Genomic DNA, 22,794 nt, shown 5'->3' on the forward strand with positions numbered 1-22,794 from the left:
CAAAAGTCCCGCAAGAGGACAGGCGAGAAGCGGGCCTAACACCAAATGGAGGAGGGAACCATGGCCGTATCCGCCGAACAGATGTCCGGCATGCGCAGCGTCGCCGCCGGCAAGCGTGCCGTCATCGGCAGCCGCCCGCGCAGCGCAGAACCCGTCCCGCTCGACCAGATCGACCAGTTGCTTGGCGCGATCTACGACGGTCCGACCGAGTCGCCACCGTGGCAGACCGCGATGATGAAGCTGCGCGACATGCTGCGTGCGGCGCACGTCACGCTGATGCTGCGTCCGCCGTCGTCGGACAGCACCGGCATCATGATCAACACCGGACCGACGACGGCACAAGGCGTCGAGTCATACGAGACGCACTTCTTCGCCGCCGATCCGTTCGTGCGCCTCGCCGAAGGCGATGTGTTCTCGGCCGAGGAGCTGATCGGCCCGCAATGGATGCAGAGCCAGTACTTCCACGAGTTCCTCGAACCGATCGGCGTGCGCCATCTGCTCGGCGCCGATATCTACACGAAGGACGGCATCGAGTGCCGCTTGCGCATCACGCGCGGTCCGGACGCCGCGCCGTTCTCGCCGGAAGACAAGTCGCTGGTGCGCCTGCTGCTGCCGCACCTCAAGCGCGCGATCCAGCTGCATGCGCGCCTGGATTTTCTGGAGTGTGAACGCGCGCTGTTCGCCGGCACCGTCAACCGCATGCTGCTCGGCATGATCAGCTTCGATCAGAACGGCAACATCGTCGAGACCAACCAGGAAGCGCGGCGCATCCTCGCCGAGCGCGACGGCCTCTGGCTGTCCGGCAACAACCTCTGCATCGAAAGCAGCCAGGAAAGCCGCGACCTGCAGCGCATGCTGCGCACGGCGCTCGCCGGCACCGGCGACGCCGAAGGCCCGGGCGTCGTCGAGGCGATGGCGGTCACCCGGCCATCGGGTCGCGCCAAGCTCGGCATCCTGGTGCGCGCGATTCCGCTCGGCCGCTGGTCCGAGAGCAAGCTGCGTCCGGCCGTCGCCGTGTTCCTGCGCGATCCTGAAGCCAACGCCGCGCAGCCCTCGCAGGAACTGGTGCGTCGCCTGTTCGGACTGACGCGCATGGAAGCTTCGCTGGCGCTGCTGCTGACCGAGGGCTATACGCTCGACGAAGCCGCCGAGAAGATGAGCGTGCGCCGCAACACCGCGCGTACGCATCTGCGCTCGATCTTCTGCAAGACGGGCGTGACCCGGCAGACGATGCTGGTCCGTTTGCTGCTGAACAGCGTGCTGAGTCTCGGCTGATCCTGACAGGTCCGAGAAACCCCGACGTCCGCGTGTCAGCATTTGCCTACACGCGATGTCGGTATTTGGTCATCTTTGGCGCGCAAAAAGAACCATTACAGTGCGTTCGGGGAGCGTGGCAGACCAAGGACGGTTCAGGCCGCATGTCGGCATCCACTTCGCTCCCGCCAGGGATTGGCGTTGGCCGGCAGGACGCGGTAGTGCACGTCCTGCCGGCCAAGCGCGGCGGTGGATAGGATCGACCCACCGCCGCGCCAAGGATGGCGAATGCGGCGGCAGCCGCTGTAATGCCAGGCCCGCCAGGGCTTTCGCGCTGACGCAGTCATTCCTTCCTGCAGTCATTCTTTCCTGATGGCCTCCGGACTTCCGCAATCCGCTGCGGCCGGCTCATGCGCCGGACCGCGGTGCGGTTTCCGGCAGGCGCTCCTGAATCTCGCGCAACGAAAAGCTCACCGCCCGACGACGGCATGCGTCGCTGCCGTCATTCGTCCTCGCCCATGCCGAGTTCCTTGATCTTGCGCGTCAGCGTGTTGCGCCCCCACCCCAGTCGCTTCGCGGCCTCCTGACGCTGGCCCTTGGTGGCCGCCAGCGCGACTTCGATCATCGTCCGCTCGAACAGCGGCACCGCGGTGCCGAGCAGATCGCTGTGTCCGGACGCCAGCTCGCGCTGCGCCCAGTCGTGCAGACTCAGATTCCAGCTCGCGTCGGCGGCTGGCGGAAGCGCCGTCGCAGCGGCCGGCGCAGCCTCGGCGACGACCGGCGCCGGCGCGGGCATCGCGACCGGCACCGGCCGCGCCGACGTCGGCGCCAGAGCGGGCGTCGACGCCTGCAACAGTTCCGGCGGCAGGTCCTGCACGTGCACGTCCTGACCCGGCGCCATCACCGTCAGCCAGCGACAGATGTTCTCCAGCTGACGCACGTTGCCCGGCCACGAGAACGCCTTGAGCTTCTGCAGCACATCCGCGCGCAGGCGCTTGGGCTCGGTCTTGAGCTCCTCGGCGGCGCGCAGCAGGAACGAACGCGCGAGCTGCGGAATATCCTCCGGGCGCTCGCGCAGCGGCGGAATGCGAATGCGGATGACGTTGAGGCGGTGATACAGATCCTCGCGGAAGCGGCCCTCGCGCACCAGCGCGTCGAGATCCTGGTGGGTCGCGGCAATCACGCGCACGTCGACCTTGACCGGCGCGACGCCGCCGACGCGGTAGAACTCGCCGGTCGACAGCACGCGCAGCAGGCGCGTCTGCAGATCGGCCGGCATGTCGCCGATCTCGTCGAGGAACAGCGTACCGCCGTCGGCCTGCTCGAAACGGCCCTTGCGCTGCGTCGCGGCGCCGGTGAACGAGCCGCGCTCATGGCCGAAGAATTCGGACTCGAGCAGATCCTTCGGGATCGCCGCCGTGTTGATGGCGATGAACGGTTTGGCAGCGCGCGGACTGTTCGTGTGCAGCGCGCGCGCGACCAGTTCCTTGCCGGTTCCGGATTCGCCGGTGATCAGCACGGTGATGTGTGATTGCGACAGGCGGCCGATCGCGCGGAACACGTCCTGCATCGCCGGCGCTTCGCCGATCATCGTCGCCGGCGGCTCGGCCGGCGTCTCGTCCGGCACCTCGCGCTTGCGTGCGGCGCGGCGCACGAGGTCGGCGACGCCGTCGACGTCGAACGGCTTCGGCAGATACTCGAATGCGCCGCCCTTGTACGAGGCGACGGCTGCATCGAGGTCAGAGTGCGCGGTCATGATGATGACCGGCAGTTCGGGATGGGCAGTACGCACGCGGCCCATCAGCGTCAGGCCGTCGACGCCGGGCATGCGGATGTCGGAGATCAGCACGTCGGGCGCTGCGTCTGCCAGCGCGTCGAGCAGCTCGGCGGCGCCCGGGAAGCTGGTGACCTGCATGCCGGCGCGGCTCAACGATTTTTCAATGACCCAGCGGATCGACTCATCGTCATCGACGATCCACACGTTGAGGGCGTTCATGCGGTTTCAATCGGTAGATAGATGGAAAAGACCGTGCAACCGGGCCGCGAGCGGCACTCGATCAAGCCGCCGTGGCTGTGCACGAGATATTGCGACAGCGGCAGGCCCAGGCCGGTGCCTTCGGCCCGCGTCGTCACCATGGGATAGAAGATTTTCTCGATCATGTCGGGCGGCACGCCGGGACCGCTGTCCTCGATGTCGATCTGCACCGCGAGCTTGTGCCGCGTCGGGCCGATCGTGAGCTGGCGCCGCGTGCGCGTGCGCAGTGTGATGGTGCCCTGCGCGCCGACCGCTTGCAGAGCGTTGCGCAGAATGTTGAGGACCGCCTGGATGATCTGCTCGCGGTCGACGACCAGCTCCGGAATGCTCGGGTCGTAGTCGCGCAGCACGGCGACACCTTCCGGCGCCTCGGCCTGGACCAGACGGCGCACGTGCTCGAGCAGTTCGTGAATGTTCAGCAGCGTCTTCTGCGGCGCCCGGTTGGGGCCCAGCATGCGGTTGACCAGGTTCTGCAGGCGGTCGACCTCACGGATGATGACGCGCGTGTACTCGCGGTGCTGCGAGTCCGGGAACTCATGCTCGAGCAGCTGCGCGGCGCCACGGATGCCGCCGAGCGGATTCTTGATTTCGTGTGCGAGGCCACGGATCAGTTCGCGGCTGGCATCGAACTGCGTCTGGAACAAGCCGTCGCGCGAAATGCGCAGTTGCCTCTCGACCGGCTGCATCTCCATCAGCAGGCCCGGCTTGCGACCGACGACGAACGGCGTCGTCGTCAGATCGACCGTCACCGCGGCGCTGCCGTTGCGGGTCAGCTTGGCTTCGCGCTCGATGAAGCCGGTCGAGGTATCGAGCGCGCGACGCAGACGCAGCTCGTGCGGCGCGAAGTGCGGCACTGCTTCGGCCAGCGGCGCACCCAGCGCCAGCCGGCGCGAGACTTCGAAAAGCCCCTCGGCAGCAGAATTGATCGTCGACACGCGCAGACCTTCATCGAGGGCGATCACAGCGGTGGTCAATCCATCGATGACGTCTTCCGCTGTGACGCGGCTACGAACACCCAGTTTCATCAGGCAAGCAACGCAAGATGCAGGCCATGGCCATGATCGCGGTGCGATAGGCTTCTCGCGGCGCGGATGCGCACCATTTTAGTTCAGTACGTCTTTTTTGGTGCAGACGCGGCCAGCCTGACCTCGCCGATCTCGAAACGCCCGGTTTCCGATCGCGCTATTTCCTGCCCGCGGGCGTCGAGCAGGACCACCACCAGCTCGTGCTCGCCGGGCGGCAATGCCGCCGCCGACACGCTCAGCGCGTCGACCGGCGCCGCACTGACGGATTTTCCATCCACCTGATAGACAAGGTGAAAACCGGAGACGAGCGCCGGCATCACGCTGGCCGCGAGAACCACGGCCGGCGTCCCCGGCGCGAGTCGCTGGCCCGGCGTCGGCGATTCGATGCGGACCGAGAAGCGAGCCGCCTGGCGCAAGGCCTCGGGCGAGTAGAACGCCTTCGCCGGCTTGCTCGTGGCGCCGGACACCGGTCCAAGACGCAGCGGCCGGGCGTGCCGATCCGGTGCGCGGTCGGTGTAGTGAACGACCCCGTCGGCATCGACGTAGCGGTAGACGGCGTCTTCGGCGGCGGCCGCTACGGCGAACGCGGACAGCAGGGCGGCAACGATCGTCTTTCGCATCGATGCAGCCTACGGGGCCGCACCCGAAAAAGAAAAGCCCCCGCCGATGGCAGGGGCTTTCCGGGAGACATCCGGCGGCGGAGGACACTCGGTCCGCCGCCGGCGGGGCACGCCTTAGAGCGAGTAGTACATCTCGAACTCGATCGGGTGCGTGGTCATGCGGAAGCGCGTGACTTCCTGCATCTTCAGCTCGATGTAGGCGTCGATCAGATCGTCGGTGAAGACGCCGCCGCGGGTCAGGAACTCGCGGTTCTTGTCGAGGTGCTCCAGCGCCATGTCGAGGCTGTGGCAGACGCGCGGAATCTTCTTGTCCTCTTCCGGCGGCAGGTGGTACAGATCCTTGTCCGCGGCTTCGCCCGGGTGGATCTTGTTCTGGATGCCGTCGAGGCCGGCCATCATCATCGCCGCGAACGCGAAGTACGGGTTGGCGGTCGAGTCCGGGAAGCGGACTTCGATGCGGCGGCCCTTCGGGTTCGACACGTACGGGATACGGATCGAGGCGGAACGGTTGCGCGCCGAGTAGGCGAGCATGACCGGCGCTTCGAAGCCCGGCACCAGGCGCTTGTAGCTGTTGGTGCCCGGATTGGTGAAGGCGTTGATGGTCTTGGCGTGCTTGAGGATGCCGCCGATGTAGTACAGCGCGAGCTCCGAGAGGCCGCCGTACTTGTCGCCGGAGAACAGGTTCTTGCCATCCTTGGCCAGCGACTGGTGGACGTGCATGCCCGAGCCGTTGTCGCCGACGATCGGCTTCGGCATGAAGGTCGCCGTCTTGCCGAACTGGTGGGCGACGTTCTGGACGACGTACTTCAGCTTGAGGACTTCGTCGGCCTTCTTCACCAGCGTGCCGAACTTGACGCCGATCTCGCACTGGCCGGCGGTGGCGACTTCATGGTGATGCACTTCGGTCGGCATGCCGACGGCTTCGAGCGTCGAGCACATCGCCGAGCGGATGTCCTGCAGCGCGTCGACCGGCGGCACCGGGAAGTAGCCGCCCTTGACGCCCGGACGGTGGCCCATGTTGCCTTCCGGATAATCGCGGCCCGAGTTCCAGGCGGCTTCCGAAGAGTCGATGTTGACGAAGCAGCCCGACATGTCCGAACCGTAGCGGACGGAGTCGAAGATGAAGAATTCGTTTTCCGGGCCGAAGAAGGCGGTGTCGGCGATGCCGGTCGACTTCAGGTAGGCCTCGGCACGCTTGGCGAGCGAGCGCGGATCGCGGCCGTAGCCCTGGCCGGTGGCCGGCTCGATGATGTCGCAGGAGAGCACCAGCGTGCTGTCCTCGAAGAACGGATCGATGAACGCCGAGCCCGCGTCCGGCATCAGGATCATGTCGGATTCGTTGATGCCCTTCCAGCCGGCGATCGACGAACCGTCGAACATCTTGCCATCGGTGAACAGCTCTTCCTCGATGGTGTGCGACGGCACGGTGACGTGCTGTTCCTTGCCGCGGGTATCGCAAAAGCGGAAATCAACGAACTTGATTTCCTTCTCTTTAATGGTCTTCAGAACGTCGGCGCCCGACATGGGTCCATCTCCTTAGGGATTTCCAGAATTCAATAGCCACCGGGATTCTCGCCGCCCGGCGCGCGCCAGAATGCAGCATGAAGCATGCCAGTGGCGCGCTCGGGAATCGAAACGGGGCGCGGTATCGTACCGACTTTCCTGCGCGGCGGCTTGGCCGCCGCGACAAGCCTCAGCGTTTGCCGCCGAGGATGCGCTCGACCGCCGCGGAATGGGCCGGTTCGAGCTCGTCGCGGCTGTTCACCGTCATGCCCAGATCGCGCAGACGGCCGTCCTCGAGCGCGTAGACCCAGGCGTGCAGGCTCAGCGTCTGGCCGCGCTCCCAGGCAGCCTCGACGATCGTCGTCTGGCCGATGTGCAGGGCCTGGTGCAGCACGTTCAGCTCGACCAGACGGTCGTGCTGGGTCTTGTCGTCCGGAATCGCGTAGAGCCGCGGCGCATGGCGGTCCGCCACGTCGCGCACGTGGCGCAGCCAGTTGTCGGACAGGCCGACGCGCTCCTGGCGCAGCGCCTTGTTGACGCCGGAGCATCCGTAATGGCCGACCACCATGATGTGCTTGACCTTCAGCACCTCGACGGCGAACTGCGTGACCGTCAGGCAGTTGAAGTCAGTGTGGACGACGACATTGGCGACGTTGCGGTGCACGAAGACTTCGCCCGGCGGCAGTCCGAGGATTTCGTTGGCCGGAACGCGGGAGTCGGCGCAGCCGATCCAGAAATAGTCCGGCTGCTGCTGGTTGACCAGCCGCTTGAAGTAATCCGGGTCCTCGGCCACTCTGCTGCGGGCCCAGGCTTCGTTGTTGACGAACAGCTGGTTTAGCGTACGCATGGCGGGGCGACTATAGCGGCAAGCGTGAAAATTGGGGAGCTTGCACCGCGCCGCGTTTCACGGCATGGCCCGCGATCTGCGCCGCCCCGCCACGCGCCCGCAGGCGCCTGCGCCATCCGCCGCCGTCGCGGCGTCGGCGCTGCGTCCTCGCCGGGCTCGCCAGACCGGCGTGCCAGACCCGACTGATATACTCGCGCCCCATTTTCGAAGCGCCGCACGGGCTGCCCATGACGTTCCAGGACATCATCCTCACGCTGCAGAAATTCTGGGCCGAGCAGGGCTGCGTCATCGTGCAGCCGATGGACATGGAAATGGGCGCCGGCACCTTCCACTGGTCGACCTTCCTGCGCGCGGTCGGTCCCGAGCCGTGGAATACCGCCTATGTGCAGCCGAGCCGCCGGCCGACCGACGGCCGCTACGGCGAGAACCCGAACCGCCTGCAGCACTACTACCAGTTCCAGGTGCTGATGAAGCCGAGCCCGGCCAACATCCAGGACCTTTATCTGCAGTCGCTGAGGCTGCTCGGTTTCGATCCGCTGACCCACGACATCCGTTTCGTCGAGGACAACTGGGAGTCGCCGACGCTCGGCGCCTGGGGGCTGGGCTGGGAGGTCTGGCTGAACGGCATGGAAGTCACGCAGTTCACCTACTTCCAGCAGGTCGGCGGGCTGGAATGCCGGCCGGTCGCCGGCGAGATCACCTACGGTCTCGAACGCCTGGCGATGTACGTGCAGAAGGTCGAATCGGTCTATGACCTGGTCTGGGCGCGCGATCCGCTGACGGGTCGCGAGGTCAGCTACGGCGACGTCTACCACCAGAACGAAGTCGAGCAGAGCGCCTACAACTTCGAGTACGCCGACGTCGAGACGCTGTTCGAGCGCTTCAACAAGTGCGAGGCCGAGTGCCAGCGTCTGCTCGCGCTCGACACGCCGTTGCCGCTGCCGGCCTACGAGCGCATGGTCAACTGCTCGCACGCCTTCAACATGCTCGACGCGCGCGGCGCGATCTCGGTCACCGAGCGTCAGGCCTACATCCTGCGCGTGCGCACGCTGGCGCGCGCCTGCGCCGAGGCCTATTACCAGGCGCGCGAAAAGCTCGGCTTCCCGATGCTGGCCAAGCCGGCGCAGGCCGCATAGCCGCCGCATGATCCTGTACGGCATGTACGATTCGCCGTTCGTGCGCCGCGTGGCGGTGACGATGCGGCTGTACGGCATGCCCTACGAGCACCGACCCTGGTCGGTCGGCCGCGACCAGCTTGCGCTGCGCGAGGTCAATCCCCTCGGCCGCGTGCCGGCACTGGTCCTCGACTCCGGCGAGACGCTGGTCGATTCGAGTGCGATCCTCGACTTCCTCGACGAACAGGCCGGCGCGGCGCGCGCGCTGCTGCCGGTCGGCGGCCCCGAGCGACGTCATGCCTTGCAGCTGATCGCACTCTCGCTCGGCGCCGTCGAGAAGGGCCTGCAGGTGGTGATGGAGTACGTGTTCCGCCCCGCCGAGAAGCGCCACGAGCCCTGGCTCGCGCGTTGCCGCGCGCAGATCGACGGCGCGCTCGCCGCGCTCGAACGGCACTGCGCGGATGTCCCCGCCGGCCGCTGGCTGCTCGGCGCCATGCCGACGCAGCCGGACATCACCCTGGCCTGCGTCTACACCTATCTGCGCGAGGCGACCGGCGTCGACTTCGCGCCGTACCCGGCGCTGCGTCGTTGCGCCGAACAGACGCTGGCCTTGCCGGCGCTGCGCGAGATCTACCTGCCGTTCGACGCGCCGGTCGGCACCTGAGCCGTCGTCCCGAGCGGCGCAAAGCCGCGATCCACGAAAAAGGCCGCCGGAATCCGGCGGCCTTTTGCCATGGCGCGAACGCCGCGCTGTCTGCCGACTACAGAACCCAGACCGCGAACAGGCCGACCAGGCCCAGATGCAGGGTCCACTTGCCGATCTTGTAGCCGACCGGGCTGCGTTTCTTGAGCGCCTTCATGCGCGCCTTGTAGCCGACGATCAGGCCGCTGAAGCGGTTGCCGAAACCCGACAGGCTGCTGTCGAGGTTGTCGATGTAGAACAGGCTGTTGAAGAAGCGCGCGAAGTAGAAATAGAACGTCTGCACGACACGCAGCCGCAGCGGCCGGTCGACGTCCGTCATCAGGATCAGACGCGGCACGTCGGTATCGTTGTAGGCGGCGTGCAGGTAGGTCTCGTCGAAGATGATGCCTTCGCCGTCGCGCCAGGTGTAGGGCTCGCCGTTGACCATCAGCCCGCAGCGGTCGTCATTCGGCGTCGACAGCCCGAGCGAGTAGCGGACGCTGAACGCGAACGGGTCGTGGTGCTGCGTCAGACGCTTGCCCGGCATCAGCACGGCGAACAGCGCGAGATTCATGCCCGGCACCTGATCGATCAGCGCGCAGGTCTTCGGCGCCAGCTTGCGCGCCGACGGAATGTCGTTGTCGTAGATCTTCAGGTAGAAGCTCTTCCAGCGATTGTCCTTGTAGAAATTGCTCGCCGGCAGGTCGGTCTTCACCGCGATATGGCCCATGCCGTACAGCGCGAGCGCTTCGTCGCGAATCGTCTGCCAGTTGTCCTGCAGCAGCTTGAGCTGCGGAAAACTCGACAGCGGCGGCCGCGCCGCGGTCGACACGCGCGACAGCAGATAGGCCGGAATGTTGAGCGGCACCACGAACGTCGAGAAATCCGTCAGCTGTCGCCCCCACGACAGGTGGGCGCGGTTGCGCAGGCGCACGAACGCCAGCGACCCGACGTAGATCAGGAACATGGAAATCAGGACGGTCACGGCGCACGCTCAAGCGGGAAAGGCGGAATCATAGTGGATTCGCCGCCCGCCCAGTGCGCAGCGCACAAACCTCGATCGCGCCAGACAAACCGATACGAAAGTGCCGCCGGAATCGCTGCCGACGGCACTTCATTCGCTGGCGGGCCGCTTGCCGGGCGGAGCGCTCCGCCGGGACGTCGAAACGCCGCCCGACCCACCCCGCCGTCGAGCGCGCGGGCGCTCAGGCCAGATCGAAGCGGTCGAGGTTCATCACCTTGACCCAGGCCGCGACGAAGTCGCGCACGAACTTCTCCCGGGCATCGGCACTGGCATAGACCTCGGCCACGGCGCGCAACACCGAGTTGGAGCCGAACACCAGATCGTTGCGGGTGGCGGTGTACTTCAGCTGGCCGCTCTTGCGCTCGCGGCCCTCGAAGCGCTCGGCGTCGTCGCCGACCGGCTTCCAGACCGTGCCCATGTCGAGCAGCTTGACGAAGAAATCGTTGCTCAGTACACCGACCCGGTCGGTGAACACGCCGTGCCGACTGCCGTCGAAGTTGGCGCCCAGCACGCGCAGGCCGCCGACCAGCACGGTCAGCTCCGGCGCCGTCAGGGTCAGCTGCTGGGCCTTGTCGATCAGCAGCGTTTCGGTGGACGTCTTGCCGTCGCCCTGACCGTAGTTGCGGAAGCCGTCGGCCCGCGGTTCGAGCAGCACGAAGGATTCGACGTCGGTCTGGTCCTGTCTGGCATCGACGCGGCCCGGCGCGAACGGCACGGCCACCGGCACACCGGCCGCCTCGGCCGCCCGCTCGACACCGACCACGCCGGCCAGCACGATCACATCGGCCAGCGCAGCCTTGCCGGATGCCTGCTGGATCGCCTGCAACTTCGGCAGCGCCGCGACCGCCGTACGGTTGACCGCCCAATCCTTCTGCGGGGCCAGCGCCAGGCGCGCGCCGTTGGCGCCGCCGCGCTTGTCGCCGCCGCGGAAGGTCGAGGCCGAAGCCCAGGCCACCGACACCAGCTCGCTGACCGACAGGCCCGAGGTGGCGATCGCCGCCTTCAGCTCGGCGATGTCGGCCGCGCTCGGCGCGTGCACCGGCGCCGGCAGCGGGTCCTGCCAGATCAGGTCTTCGGCCGGCACCTCGGGGCCGAGGTAGCGCGCCTTCGGGCCCATGTCGCGGTGCGTCAGCTTGAACCAGGCCCGCGCGAACGCCTCGTTGAACGCCTGCGGATCGTTGTGGAAGCGGCGCGAAATCTTCTCGAACGCCGGATCGAAGCGCAGCGTCAGGTCGGTGACCAGCATCGTCGGCTTGCGCTTCTTGGCCGGATCGAAGGGATCGGGGATCAGCTCCGGCGCGTCCTTGGCCTCGAACTGGATCGCGCCGGCCGGGCTGCGCACCTGCACCCACTCGTACTTGAACAGGTTCTCGAAGAAGTGGTTGCTCCACTGCGTCGGCGTCTGCGTCCACACCACTTCCAGACCCGAGGTGATCGCGTCGGCGCCGGCGCCGCTGCCGTGGGCACTGCTCCAGCCCAGTCCCATCTGCTCGATCGGCGCCGCTTCCGGATCGGGACCGACCTTGGTCGTCGGGCCAGCGCCGTGGGTCTTGCCGAGCGTGTGGCCACCGGCGATCAGCGCGACGATTTCCTCGTCGTCCATCGCCATGTTGCCGAAGGTGGCGCGAATCGCCGCCGCCGCGGAAGCCGGATCGCCGCTGGCGTTCGGCCCCTCGGGGTTCACGTAGATCAGGCCCATCTCGGTGGCGGCCAGCGGATTTTTCGCCAGAACCTCCGGATCACGGTGCGACAGCCAGGCCTTCTCGTCGCCCCAGTTCACGTCGAGGTCCGGCTCCCACACGTCCTCGCGGCCGGCGGCGAAGCCGAAGGTGCGGAACCCGCTGTTTTCGAGCGCGACATTGCCGGCCAGCACGATCAGATCGGCCCAGGAAATCTTCTGGCCGTACTTCTGCTTGATCGGCCACAGCAGGCGGCGCGCCTTGTCGAGGCTGACGTTGTCCGGCCAGCTGTTGAGCGGCGCGAAGCGCTGCTGCCCGCGACCAGCGCCGCCGCGGCCGTCGACCGTGCGGTAGGTGCCGGCGCTGTGCCAGGCCATGCGAATGAACAGGCCGGCGTACGTACCCCAGTCGGCCGGCCACCAGTCCTGCGAATCGGTCAGCAGCGCCTTCAGATCCGCCTTCAGCGCGGCGTAGTCGAGCGACTTGAACGCCTCCCGATAATCGAAGCGCGCGCCGAGCGGATTGGAACGCTCCGAATGCTGATTCAGCAAATCGACGCGCAGCTGCTGGGGCCACCAGTCACGATTCGTGGTGCCGGTACCGGCGCTGTGGTGGAACGGACACTCGGCTTTGCTCGACATGTTGCTCTCCTTCAGATGTTCAAGGCTCGTAGACACCGCACCGCGGTCCGTCGCGGCGGCCGCGAACCGGCGGATGAAAATGTGCGCGGATGCGCCGGCGCCTTCAGTGCGCCATGGCCCGTACGGTCGGCGCACTGCCGCTCACGGCCACCGTCGCAGCGTCGTAGACGGCCAGCACCGCCAGCGCCAGAACCAGCGGTGCGGTGAAGCGGCGCACGCCACGCGGACGGGTCGCGGCCACCGTTGCAACCATCGTTTGCAAACTCATGATCAGGGCTCTCCGGCGAATCTGGCTTGTACGTTACGCGCAGTTTCTTGATTAATGAAATTGATTGTTTCTTTTGCGTCGATAGCAATTACCAAAGCGAAAGAAGACTTCCGCATCGCGCAAGTTGGCGAAAAAGCAGCGATCCCCGACAATTGCGGGCTCTTCAAGCCCTCGCCGCACGCCCCCCTCATGTCACGCGCCTTCCTGCTGGAACTCGGAACCGAAGATTTGCCGGCCCGCTATGTCGTACCGCTGGCCGAAGCGCTGGCGCGAGGCGTGACCGAAGGCCTCGCGCGGCGCAAGGTCGGTTTTCGCGCGCACCGCATCCTGGCGACGCCGCGCCGCATCGCCGTCATCGTCGAGGACCTCGCCGAGCGCCAGCCGGACCAGACGGTCGAGCGCCTCGGCCCGGCGCTCGCCGCCGCCTACAAGGACGGCCAGCCAACGCCCGCCGCGCTCGGCTTCGCCCGCTCCTGCGGCGTCGACTTCGCGGCGCTCGGCCAGAAGGACGGCAAGCTGCACTACGCAAAGGCCGAGCCCGGCAAGCCGACGCCGGCGCTGATCGCCGATATCTTCGAAGAGACGCTCAAGCAGATGGACGAGCTGGTGCCCAAGCGCATGCGCTGGGGCAGCAGCGACGAAACCTTCGTGCGTCCGGTGCAATGGATCTGCTGCCTGTATGGCGCCGACGTCGTGCCGCTGCAACGCTTCGGCCTCGCCAGCGGACGCCTGACGTACGGCCACCGCTTTCACGCGCCGGGCGCGATCGAGCTGTCGACGCCGGCCGACTACGAACCGCGCCTCAAGCACGCCCACGTCTGGGCCGACGTCGCCTCGCGCAAGGCCGAGATCCGCCGCCAGATCCTCGCCGAGGCCGCCAACGCCGGCGGCCACGCGCGCATCACCGACGATCTGCTCGACGAGGTCACCGCGCTGGTCGAATGGCCGGTGGCGATCACCGGCCACTTCGAAGCGCGCTTTCTGGAGCTGCCGCCCGAGGTGATCGTCGCCACCGTCGAGACCAACCAGCGCTACTTCACGGTCTTCGAGGATGCGGCGCAGACGCGGCTGACGAACGCCTTCATCACCGTCTCGAACATCGAGTCGCGCGACGTCGCGCAGGTCATCGCCGGCAACGAGCGCGTCGTACGCCCACGCCTGACGGATGCGCTGTTCTTCTGGCAGCAGGACCTCAAACTGCCGCTCGCCGCCTACGGCGAGAAGCTGGCCAGCATCACTTTCCAGAAAGAGCTGGGCAGCATCGCCGACAAGGTCACGCGCATGTGCGCGCTGGCCGTCCAAATTGCCGATCGGGTGAAGGCGACTGGCACCGCAGTGTTCCACGACCTCGATAAGGAGAGCGCGCTTATTCATAGCGCCGAGCGTGCCGCCTCGCTGTGCAAGAACGACCTCGTCACCAAGATGGTCTACGAGTTCCCGGAGCTGCAGGGCTTGATGGGCGGCTACTACGCGGAAAAATCCGGCGAAGCGCCGGCCGTCGCGCTGGCGATTCGCGAGCACTACCTGCCGACGCAGCAGGGCACGCCGATTCCGTCGAGCCGCGAAGGCCAGATCGTCGCGCTCGCCGACAAGCTCGACACGCTCGCCGGCATCTTCGCGATCGGCCAGAAACCAACGGCAAGCAAGGACCCCTACGCGCTGCGCCGCGCCGCGCTCGGCGTGCTGCGCATCTGCCTCGAGGCCGAGCTGCCGCTCGATCTGCCGTCATTGCTGCACTACGCGCTGCAACAGCAGCCGGCCGGCAAGCGCGATGCCGCAACGCTCACTGAGCTGGTGGACTTCGTGCAGGAACGCCTGCGCGCCTATCTGGTCGGCCAGAGCTTCGACGGCCGTCCGGTGACGGTCGAGATGTTCGAATCGGTGCGCGCGCTCGGCGTCACACAGCCGCTGGATTTCCTGCGCCGCCTGCGCGCGGTGCATGCCTTCGTCGCCAACGCCGCGGCACCGAACCTCGCCGCCGCCAACAAGCGCGTGCGCAACATCCTCAAGCAGGCCGGCGAAGTCGGCGACACAATTGATGCCGCCCGTTTCGAACACGCCGCCGAGCGCGCGCTGTTCGCCGGGCTCGACGACGTTCACGCCCGCAACGGGACGTCCCGCGACTATGCGCAGCAGCTCGTGAACCTGGCTTCGCTGCGCGAACCGATCGACGCCTTCTTCGACGGCGTGATGGTCAATGCCGACGATCCGGCCGTGCGCGCCAACCGCCTGGCGCTGCTGCAGCGCTTCGACGCCGCCTGCCGTTCGGTCGCCGATCTGTCGCAGCTGCCGGGCTGAGCCCGCGCGTTGCCGCGGCGTCTTCAGCTGCGCTCACACCCGACCTGCCCGTGCCGCACCGGCAAGGCAGGGGCGGGCCGTGAGCTGGTCGGGAACGCTGCGAGCGACGCCGGGCTCGACCTCCGCACGCACCTCGTCGTGGCGCGCTAGAGTGAGGCCATGAAAATCGTCATTCTCGACCGTGACGGCGTCATCAACGAAGACGCCACCGAGTACGTGAAATCGGTGGCGGAGTGGCGGCCGATTCCGGGCAGCCTCGAGGCGATCGCCAAGCTCTGCCAGGCCGGCTATCGCGTGTTCGTGGCCAGCAACCAGTCCGGCCTCGGCCAGGGCCTGTTCGACTACGACGCGTTCTGCGCGATGAACGATCGCCTGCAGCAGTTGCTCGCCGAGTTCGGCGGCCGCGTCGACGGCATCTTCTTCGCGCCGGACCATCCGCAGCGCGCGACGCCGGACCGCAAGCCGTCGCCGGGCATGCTGCTCGATCTCGCCAAGCGCCTCGGCGTCACGCTCGAACAGGTGCCGATGGTCGGCGATTCACTGCGCGACATCGAGGCCGCGCGCGCTGCCGGCGCGCGGCCGGTGCTGGTGCGCACCGGCAACGGCGGCGAGACCGAGCGTCGCAATGCCGGCCGGCTCGACGACGTCAGCGTCTACGACAATCTCGCGGCGTTCACGGTCGCCCTGCTCAGCGGCAGCGAGGCCGTCGGCCGCGCGACCGTCACTCAGCGGCCGCAGACCGCGTAGTCCTCGCGACGGCGATCGATCTCGACGCCGACGCTCTTCACGCCCGCCACCGCGCCCGGCTTGTCGATGGCCAGCTTGAGGCTGGCGATCGGATACGCCTCGAACAGCGCGCGGGCGATCTTCTCGGCAAGCGTTTCGAGCAGCGCCGGCTGCAGCGTCGCCGCGATCTTGCGCACCGCCTGCGTCACCGCGTCGTAGTCGACGGCGTCGCGCACCTGATCGCTGGCCGCCGCGTCGCGCGTGTCGACGCCCATTTCCAGCGACAGCACCAGCGGCCTCGGCAGCTGCCGCTCCCAGCCGTGGACGCCGATGATGGTCTCGAGCTCGAGGCTGCGGATGAAAACCTTGTCCATGGAATAGCCGTGTCAGGAAACGGGGGGAACGGAAGCAGAAGGCGGACGCAGCTGCGCCAGCGGCCAGCGCGGCGTCGTGAACAGGCCGGCGTCGGCGTGGCGCCCTTCGCTGCGGCGCGCCCAGCCGGCGTACGCGACCATCGCGCCGTTGTCGGTGCAGAACGCCTGGCGCGGGAAGAACAGCGCGAAGCGCTCCTGCTGGGCCAGCGCCGCGAGCTTCTCGCGCAGGCGGCGATTGGCTCCGACGCCGCCGGCGACGACGAGCTGGCCGTAGCCGGTCGCGTCCAGCGCGCGGGCGCACTTGATCGCCAGCGTGTCGGTGACCGCTTCCTGGAAGGACGCGGCGAGGTCGGCGCGATCCTGCGTAGCGAAGCCGGGCCGCGCGCCCGCGTGCGACGCCGCGTCCGCGCCACCATCGGGCTTGAGCGCCGTCAGCACCGCGGTCTTCAGGCCGCTGAAGCTGAAGTCGAGACCGGGCCGGTCGATCATCGGTCGCGGGAACTTGTAGCGCCGGCCGTCGCCCTGCTCGGCGAGGCGCGCCAGTTCCGGACCGCCGGGATACGGCAGGTCGAGCAGCTTGGCGGTCTTGTCGAAAGCTTCGCCGACCGCGTCGTCGAGGCTCTCGCCGAGCAGCTCGTACTGGCCGATGCCGCGCACGGCGACCAGCAGCGTGTGGCCGCCGGACACCAGCAGCGCGACGAACGGGAACGTCGGCCGCGACGGCTCCAGCATCGGCGCGAGCAGATGCGCTTCCATGTGATGCACCGGAATCAGCGGCAGGCCGAGCGCGAGCGCCAGACCCGAAGCGACCGCGCCGCCGACCATCAGCGCGCCGATCAGACCGGGGCCGGCGGTATAGGCGATGCCGCCGAGTTCGTCCGGCCGCAGCTGCGCCTCGCGCAGCGTTGCCGCGACCAGATCGTGAATGCGCGCCACGTGATCGCGCGACGCCAGCTCCGGCACCACGCCGCCGTATTCGGCGTGCAGGCGGATCTGGCTGTGCAGCACGTGCGCCAGCAGGCCGCGCTCGCCGTCGTAGATCGCGCAGGCGGTCTCGTCGCAGGATGTTTCGATGCCGAGGATCGGGCGATCGGCGGAAGCAGCGGCGGCAGTCACGACGGGCATCCCGTTATTGTATGCGGCGCCCACGCGTTCGTTTGCAGAGTTTTCGATCGCAAGCTAGAATCGCCGCCCCTTGCCGGGGCTTTGGCCCTTTTTTGCCCAAACATCTTTTAGCGAGAGTGATCTGAATGCCTTCCGTCCGCGTTCGCGATAACGAGCCTTTCGAAGTGGCGCTGCGCCGCTTCAAGCGCACCTGCGAAAAGGCCGGTGTGCTGACCGACCTGCGCAAGCACGAGTACTTCGAAAAGCCGAGCCAGGAGCGCAAGCGTATGCGCGCCGCGGCCGTGAAGCGTCAGGCGAAGAAGGTACAGCGCGAGTCGAACCGTCGCATCCGCCTCTACTAAGCTTTTCGCTTAGTCAGGCGGTCGCGGTTTCGCGGCACCCGATGACCCCGGCCTCAAAACCGGGGTTTCGTCGTTTGTGTCGCCCCACGCGGGTCGCGCAGCGGCCCGCCGAGTCACCCGAGGAATGCACCCCATGTCCGAACTGAAAACCCGCATCGCCGACGACGTGAAGAGCGCGATGAAGGCCGGCGAGAAGGATCGCCTGTCGGTGCTGCGCATGCTGCAGGCCGAGCTCAAGCAGCGCGAGGTCGTCGACAGCATCGAGCTGACCGACGCCGTCGTGCAGGCCGCGGTCGAGAAGATGATCAAGCAGCGCCGCGACGCCGAAAGCCAGTTCCGCAGCGGCAATCGCCCGGATCTCGCCGACAAGGAAGCGGCGGAGATTACGGTGCTGATGGCCTATCTGCCGCAGCAGCTGAGCGACGCCGAAGTCGACGCGCTGATCGTGCAGGCGATCGCCGAGACCGGCGCCGCCGGCGGCAAGGACATGGGCAAGGTGATGGGCTGGATCAAGCCCAAGGTCCAGGGCCGCACCGACATGGGCAAGCTGTCGGGCCTGATCAAGGCCAAGCTGGCCTGAGCGCCGGCATGCGAATGTCCGGCGGACATTCGCCCGCGGCACGCCCGACCCGCACGCGCGGCGCCGGCCCCTGCCCGGCGGCGCCCTGCGCGCGCGCCGGGGATGGCATCATCATCGCGACGGCAGGCAGCTGAGCGGCATGGCGCGCATCCCCGATTCCTTCATTCACGATCTGCTGGCGCGGACCGACATCGTCGAGCTGATCGGCTCGCGCGTCGACCTCAAGCGCGCCGGCAAGGAAATGAAGGGCCTGTCGCCGTTCACGAGCGAGAAGTCGCCGTCGTTCTTCGTCTCGCCGCAGAAGCAGATGTTCTTCGACTTTTCGTCCGGCAAGAACGGCACGGCGATTTCCTTCCTGATGGAGTACGACCGCCTGTCGTTCGTCGAGGCGGTCGAGGAACTCGCCAAGCGCGCCGGGCTCGAAGTCCCGCGTGAAGGCGGCTTCGAGCCGAAAGTCGTGCTCGACGGCCCGCTCGACGCGCTCGCCGCCGCCCAGCGCTTCTTCACCGAGCGCCTGCGCCAGTCGCCGCCAGCGGTCGAATATCTGAAGAAGCGCGGCGTCAGCGGCGAGACGGCGAAGCGCTTCGGCATCGGCTACGCACCGGACAGCTGGGACGCGCTGAGCCAGTTCCTGCAGAACACCCGGCACGGCATCGACGCCGGCCTGCTGATCGAGCGCGAACCGGGCTCCGGCCGCGCCTACGACCGCTTCCGCAACCGTGTGATGTTCCCGATCCGCGACACGCGCGGGCGGGTCATCGGCTTCGGCGGACGGACCCTCGCCAACGATCCGGCCAAGTATCTGAATTCGCCGGAAACGCCGCTGTTCCACAAGGGCCGCAACCTCTACGGCCTGTACGAGGCGCGCACCTCGACGACCGGCGCATTGCCGTATCTGATCGTCGTCGAAGGCTACATGGACGTGGTGATGCTCTCGCAGTACGGTATCCGCGAGGCGGTCGGCACGCTGGGCACCGCGACCACGCGCGAACATCTGCAGCTGCTGTTCAAGTCGACCAGCAAGATCGTGTTCTGCTTCGACGGCGACCGCGCCGGCCGCGCCGCGGCCTGGCGCGCGCTGGAGCAGGCCCTGCCGGAAACGCACGAGGGCCGCGAGTGCGCGTTCATGTTCATTCCGGAAGGCCACGACCCGGACACCTGGGTCCAGGAGATCGGCGCCGAGGCCTTCCGCGAGAAGATCGCCGAAGCGGCGCCGCTGTCGCAGTTCCTGCTCGACTCACTCACCAAACAGGTCAACCTCGGCTCGCTGGAAGGACGTGCGCGCCTGATCGCCCTGGCCCGCCCGCATCTCGACAAGCTGCCGGCCGGCGCGCTGCGCACCCTGCTGATCGACGAACTGGCACGCCGCGCGCGCCTCGGTCGCGACGACGTCGAGGGCATGCTCGGCGCCGCGCAGACCGGCGCCGCGCCGCCGTCGGAGGCTGCGGCCGCCGAGCCGGCGCGGGCGGCGCCCGGCGCCTCGCGACCGATCCGCCGCGCGATGCAGCTGCTGCTGGAGCGTCCGCGGCTGGCCGAACAGGTCGAGCACATCGATCTGCTGGCGCAGGCCGGCGTGCCGGGCGTCGACGTGCTGATCGAGGCGATCGACTTCTTCAACGCCCACCCGGACGCCCGCGCGGCGCAGCTGGTCGAAACCTGGAAGGACACGGCCAAGGGCCGCGGCGTGCAGAAACTGCTGGCGCAGGAAGCGCCGCTCGTCGACGAAACGATTGAAACCGAGTTTCGCGACACCATAAATCGCTTGACGTTCAGGGCGCTCGAGGCCGAGGCGACGCGCCTGCTGGAAGAATCCCGGCACCGAGAGCTGACGCGCGCGGAATTGGGGATCATCGAATCCCTGCACCGCAGCCGCCCGCCCAAATCCCGGCGATGATGGAACTCATCGTCGCCAAAACCGTCAGACTGGCCGTATAATAGCCAGTTCTCCGCCTGATCCGCCGCTCGCCGGCGCTATGTGAAGAGTCCCGCATGGCCAACACCAGCAATTCCGCCGCCAATTCCGACCGCGCCGACAAGACGGCCGCCGAGAAGCAGGCTCAGAAGCAGTCGCAGATCAAACTGCTGATCGCGCTCGGCAAGGAGAAGGGCTACCTCACCTACGCCGAAGTGGCCGACCATCTGCCGGAAATCGTCGATACCGAGCAGATCGAAGACATCATCAGCATGATTCAGGCGATGGGCATCCCGGTGCACGAGGAAGCCCCGCAGGAAGACGAACAGCTGTTCTCCGAACCGGCGGTCGTCGCGACCAACGAGGAAGAGGAAGACGCCGCCGAGGAAGCCGCGGCCGCGATCGCCGCGCTCGACGACCAGTTCGGCCGCACCACCGACCCGGTGCGCATGTACATGCGCGAGATGGGCTCGGTCGAACTGCTCGACCGCGAGGGCGAAATCCGCATCGCCAAGCGCATCGAGGAAGGCCTCAACGAGGCCATGTTCGCGATGGCTCAGTATCCGGAAACGGTCGCGATCCTGCTCGAATCGCACGAGAACGCCAAGCAGGGCAAGAAGCGCCTGGCCGACATCGTCAGCGGCTTCTTCGATCCGAATGCCGCAGAGGCCGCGCCGGAAGAACTGCCGGAAGAGGACGCCGAAGAGGAAGAAGAGGACGAGGCCGAGAACGGTGACGACGACGGCGAGGAAGAAGCCGTCGACACCGGTCCGGACCCGGTGCTGACCGCCGAGAAGTTCGCGGAACTGCAGTCGCTCTACGACCACGCCTGGGATTCGCTGCTCAAGCTCGGCGCCGGCCACCCGAAGACGCAGGCCAAGCGTGAAGCGGTGGCCAGCCACATCATGACCTTCAAGCTCTCGCCGAAGATCGTCGACGAGATCACGCAGAACCTGCGCGCGAAGATCGAGATGATCCGCGAGACCGAGAAGTCGATCATGCGCATCTGCGTGGTCGACGCCGGCATGACGCGCGAGGAATTCATCAAGATCTACCGCGAGTCCAACGGCGCGACCAGCCCGGACTGGGTGCAGAAGCTGATCCGCGCCAAGCGCAAGTACTCGTCCGAGCTGAACACCCGCCAGGAAGAGATCTATGCGCTGCAGGAACATCTGCGCAAGATGGAAGGCGACAACCTGATCTCGCTCGACGAGATCAAGGACATCAACCGCCGCATGAACGTCGGCGAAGCCAAGGCCCGCCGCGCGAAGAAGGAAATGGTCGAGGCCAACCTGCGTCTCGTCATCTCGATCGCCAAGAAGTACACGAACCGCGGCCTGCAGTTCCTCGACCTGATCCAGGAAGGCAACATCGGCCTGATGAAGGCGGTCGACAAGTTCGAATACCGCCGCGGCTACAAGTTCTCGACGTATGCGACCTGGTGGATCCGTCAGGCCATCACCCGCTCGATCGCCGATCAGGCGCGCACCATTCGCATCCCGGTGCACATGATCGAGACCATCAACAAGCTCAACCGCATTTCCCGCCAGATGCTGCAGGAGATGGGCCGCGAGCCGACGCCGGAAGAGCTGGCGAAGAAGATGGAGATGCCCGAGGACAAGATCCGCAAGGTGCTCAAGATCGCCAAGGAACCGATCTCGATGGAAACGCCGATCGGCGACGACGAGGATTCGCACCTCGGCGATTTCATCGAGGACACCGCCGCGGTTTCGCCGCAGGAAGCGGCGACCTCGCAGTCGCTGTCGGAAGCCACGCACCAGATCCTCGCGTCGCTGACGCCGCGCGAGGCCAAGGTGCTGCGCATGCGCTTCGGCATCGACATGAATACCGACCACACGCTGGAAGAGGTCGGCAAGCAGTTCGACGTCACCCGCGAGCGCATTCGCCAGATCGAAGCCAAGGCACTGCGCAAGCTGCGCCACCCGTCGCGCGCCAACTACCTGCGCAGCTTCCTCGACGAGTAAGCGCGACGCCGAGAGCGTTGCAGCGCCTGTAAACAAGAAGGCCCCGCCGAGCGGGGCCTTCTTCGTTGTCGCGGTGCGGTTTCTCAGCGCGCGCCGATCGTCAGGCGCAGTCCCAGGCGCAGGTCGTCGAGCTTCAGCTCGTCGCCGCCGTCCTTCAGGTCGGTCACACGATAGTCGGCGAACAGGCCGAACCACGAGTTGACGCTGAACGCCGCGCCGACCAGGTACTCCAGGCCGTCGCTCGAATCGCCGTCTTCCTCGACCTTGACGTAACCGACCTGCCCGTACAGCTGCAGCTGCGGCAGCGCGTCGTACTCGACGCGGCCATGCAGCCCGTAGCCGTCCGGCTTGACCTCGATGCTGCCGTAGCCGTCCGGCTTGACCTCCAGGTCCAGCGCGACGTATTCGGCCATCACACCCAGCCGCAGCGCGCCCGGCGACAGCCAGCCGGCACCGGCGCGCCATTGGTCGACGTCGATCTTGCCACCATCATCGTCGAGGGTCGCGGTCTGGTATTCGCCGCTGAGGCGGAAGCCGGAAGCGGACAGCGGCAGCTGCACCCGCACGCCGAAGCCATCACCGTCGATGTCCCCGCTGTCGCCACCGCTGTCGATCTCGAGCTTCGATTGCGCAAGGTAATAGACGTCGAAGACTTGCGACGGCGGCGGCGCGGCGGCCTGCGCGAGCGCCGGCGCCAACAGCAACGGCCATGCGGCAAACTTCACGATCTTCATGAATTCTCCCTGGCTTGTTCTTGCCT

Annotated in this window: 20 protein-coding genes; 9 read left to right on the top strand and 11 right to left on the bottom strand. The window is 67.1% G+C overall.

The window, feature by feature from the left end; genetic code table 11:
• Positions 1-60: 60 nt before the first annotated feature.
• Complete coding sequence (locus K343_RS0115650; RefSeq protein ID WP_245585216.1) at positions 61-1,275, top strand: helix-turn-helix transcriptional regulator; 1,215 nt, start codon at positions 61-63, stop codon at positions 1,273-1,275.
• A 481-nt stretch (positions 1,276-1,756) separates the two neighbouring features.
• On the opposite strand, the gene ntrC is transcribed toward K343_RS0115650, so the two are convergent.
• The 5 genes from ntrC to can form a co-directional block, all read right to left on the bottom strand.
• Entirely contained in the window at positions 1,757-3,250 is a 1,494-nt protein-coding gene (ntrC, locus tag K343_RS0115655) for a nitrogen regulation protein NR(I) (protein WP_028008877.1), read from the bottom strand.
• Positions 3,247-4,314: a nitrogen regulation protein NR(II) gene (gene glnL, locus K343_RS0115660; protein ID WP_043112923.1), complete on the bottom strand. Its 1,068-nt coding sequence runs from the start codon at positions 4,312-4,314 to the stop codon at positions 3,247-3,249. Before glnL ends, ntrC begins: the two co-directional genes overlap by 4 nt.
• Positions 4,315-4,397: 83 nt before the next feature.
• Positions 4,398-4,934 (bottom strand): DUF4124 domain-containing protein, encoded by a 537-nt coding sequence (locus tag K343_RS0115665; protein ID WP_028008879.1) that lies wholly within the window; start codon positions 4,932-4,934, stop codon positions 4,398-4,400.
• A 114-nt stretch (positions 4,935-5,048) separates the two neighbouring features.
• On the bottom strand, positions 5,049-6,458 hold the full coding sequence (glnA, locus tag K343_RS0115670; RefSeq protein ID WP_028008880.1) for a glutamate--ammonia ligase: 1,410 nt from the start codon (positions 6,456-6,458) through the stop codon (positions 5,049-5,051).
• Positions 6,459-6,627: 169 nt separating this feature from the next.
• Positions 6,628-7,284 (bottom strand): carbonate dehydratase, encoded by a 657-nt coding sequence (gene can, locus K343_RS0115675; RefSeq protein WP_028008881.1) that lies wholly within the window; start codon positions 7,282-7,284, stop codon positions 6,628-6,630.
• A 227-nt stretch (positions 7,285-7,511) separates the two neighbouring features.
• Here can and glyQ point away from each other — a divergent pair, with 227 nt between their 5' ends.
• Both glyQ and K343_RS0115685 read left to right on the top strand, forming a co-directional pair.
• Entirely contained in the window at positions 7,512-8,420 is a 909-nt protein-coding gene (glyQ, locus tag K343_RS0115680; RefSeq protein ID WP_028008882.1) for a glycine--tRNA ligase subunit alpha, read from the top strand.
• A gap of 7 nt (positions 8,421-8,427) precedes the next feature.
• Positions 8,428-9,063, top strand: a complete 636-nt coding sequence (locus tag K343_RS0115685) for a glutathione S-transferase family protein (protein ID WP_028008883.1) — start codon at positions 8,428-8,430, stop codon at positions 9,061-9,063.
• Positions 9,064-9,160: 97 nt separating this feature from the next.
• Here K343_RS0115685 and K343_RS0115690 read toward each other — a convergent pair whose 3' ends face one another.
• From K343_RS0115690 to K343_RS24660, 3 genes are all read right to left on the bottom strand, one after another.
• A complete protein-coding gene (locus K343_RS0115690; RefSeq protein WP_043112950.1) occupies positions 9,161-10,048 on the bottom strand; it encodes an aspartyl/asparaginyl beta-hydroxylase domain-containing protein in 888 nt (295 codons plus the stop codon).
• 238 nt (positions 10,049-10,286) lie between these two features.
• Entirely contained in the window at positions 10,287-12,425 is a 2,139-nt protein-coding gene (gene katG / locus K343_RS0115695) for a catalase/peroxidase HPI (protein ID WP_211226316.1), read from the bottom strand.
• A 103-nt stretch (positions 12,426-12,528) separates the two neighbouring features.
• Positions 12,529-12,693, bottom strand: a complete 165-nt coding sequence (locus tag K343_RS24660) for a hypothetical protein (RefSeq protein WP_154662613.1) — start codon at positions 12,691-12,693, stop codon at positions 12,529-12,531.
• Positions 12,694-12,882: 189 nt separating this feature from the next.
• Between K343_RS24660 and glyS the strand changes: the two genes are divergently transcribed.
• Positions 12,883-14,991, top strand: coding sequence for a glycine--tRNA ligase subunit beta (gene glyS / locus K343_RS0115705; protein WP_028008886.1), 2,109 nt, complete (start codon positions 12,883-12,885; stop codon positions 14,989-14,991).
• 159 nt (positions 14,992-15,150) lie between these two features.
• The gene (gmhB, locus tag K343_RS22485; RefSeq protein ID WP_043112924.1) at positions 15,151-15,738 is read left to right on the top strand and encodes a D-glycero-beta-D-manno-heptose 1,7-bisphosphate 7-phosphatase; all 588 of its coding nucleotides are present in this window, start codon (positions 15,151-15,153) and stop codon (positions 15,736-15,738) included.
• Here the strand turns inward: gmhB and folB are convergent.
• The gene (folB, locus tag K343_RS0115715; protein WP_028008887.1) at positions 15,717-16,091 is read right to left on the bottom strand and encodes a dihydroneopterin aldolase; all 375 of its coding nucleotides are present in this window, start codon (positions 16,089-16,091) and stop codon (positions 15,717-15,719) included. The two genes, gmhB and folB, sit on opposite strands and share 22 nt — an antisense overlap.
• 12 nt (positions 16,092-16,103) lie before the next feature.
• A complete protein-coding gene (gene tsaD / locus K343_RS0115720; protein WP_051278552.1) occupies positions 16,104-17,216 on the bottom strand; it encodes a tRNA (adenosine(37)-N6)-threonylcarbamoyltransferase complex transferase subunit TsaD in 1,113 nt (370 codons plus the stop codon).
• A gap of 125 nt (positions 17,217-17,341) precedes the next feature.
• Between tsaD and rpsU the strand changes: the two genes are divergently transcribed.
• From rpsU to rpoD, 4 genes are all read left to right on the top strand, one after another.
• Positions 17,342-17,557 (top strand): 30S ribosomal protein S21, encoded by a 216-nt coding sequence (gene rpsU / locus K343_RS0115725; protein ID WP_026353118.1) that lies wholly within the window; start codon positions 17,342-17,344, stop codon positions 17,555-17,557.
• A 133-nt stretch (positions 17,558-17,690) separates the two neighbouring features.
• The gene (locus K343_RS0115730; protein ID WP_028008889.1) at positions 17,691-18,137 is read left to right on the top strand and encodes a GatB/YqeY domain-containing protein; all 447 of its coding nucleotides are present in this window, start codon (positions 17,691-17,693) and stop codon (positions 18,135-18,137) included.
• Between the two features lie 139 nt (positions 18,138-18,276).
• A complete protein-coding gene (dnaG, locus tag K343_RS22490; RefSeq protein ID WP_043112926.1) occupies positions 18,277-20,031 on the top strand; it encodes a DNA primase in 1,755 nt (584 codons plus the stop codon).
• A 95-nt stretch (positions 20,032-20,126) separates the two neighbouring features.
• The gene (gene rpoD, locus K343_RS0115740) at positions 20,127-22,034 is read left to right on the top strand and encodes an RNA polymerase sigma factor RpoD (RefSeq protein ID WP_084615932.1); all 1,908 of its coding nucleotides are present in this window, start codon (positions 20,127-20,129) and stop codon (positions 22,032-22,034) included.
• A gap of 83 nt (positions 22,035-22,117) precedes the next feature.
• On the opposite strand, the gene K343_RS0115745 is transcribed toward rpoD, so the two are convergent.
• Positions 22,118-22,768: an outer membrane beta-barrel protein gene (locus tag K343_RS0115745; protein WP_028008891.1), complete on the bottom strand. Its 651-nt coding sequence runs from the start codon at positions 22,766-22,768 to the stop codon at positions 22,118-22,120.
• Positions 22,769-22,794 lie beyond the last annotated feature (26 nt).

Source organism: Solimonas flava DSM 18980, from assembly GCF_000426685.1.
Lineage (GTDB): Bacteria > Pseudomonadota > Gammaproteobacteria > Nevskiales > Nevskiaceae > Solimonas > Solimonas flava.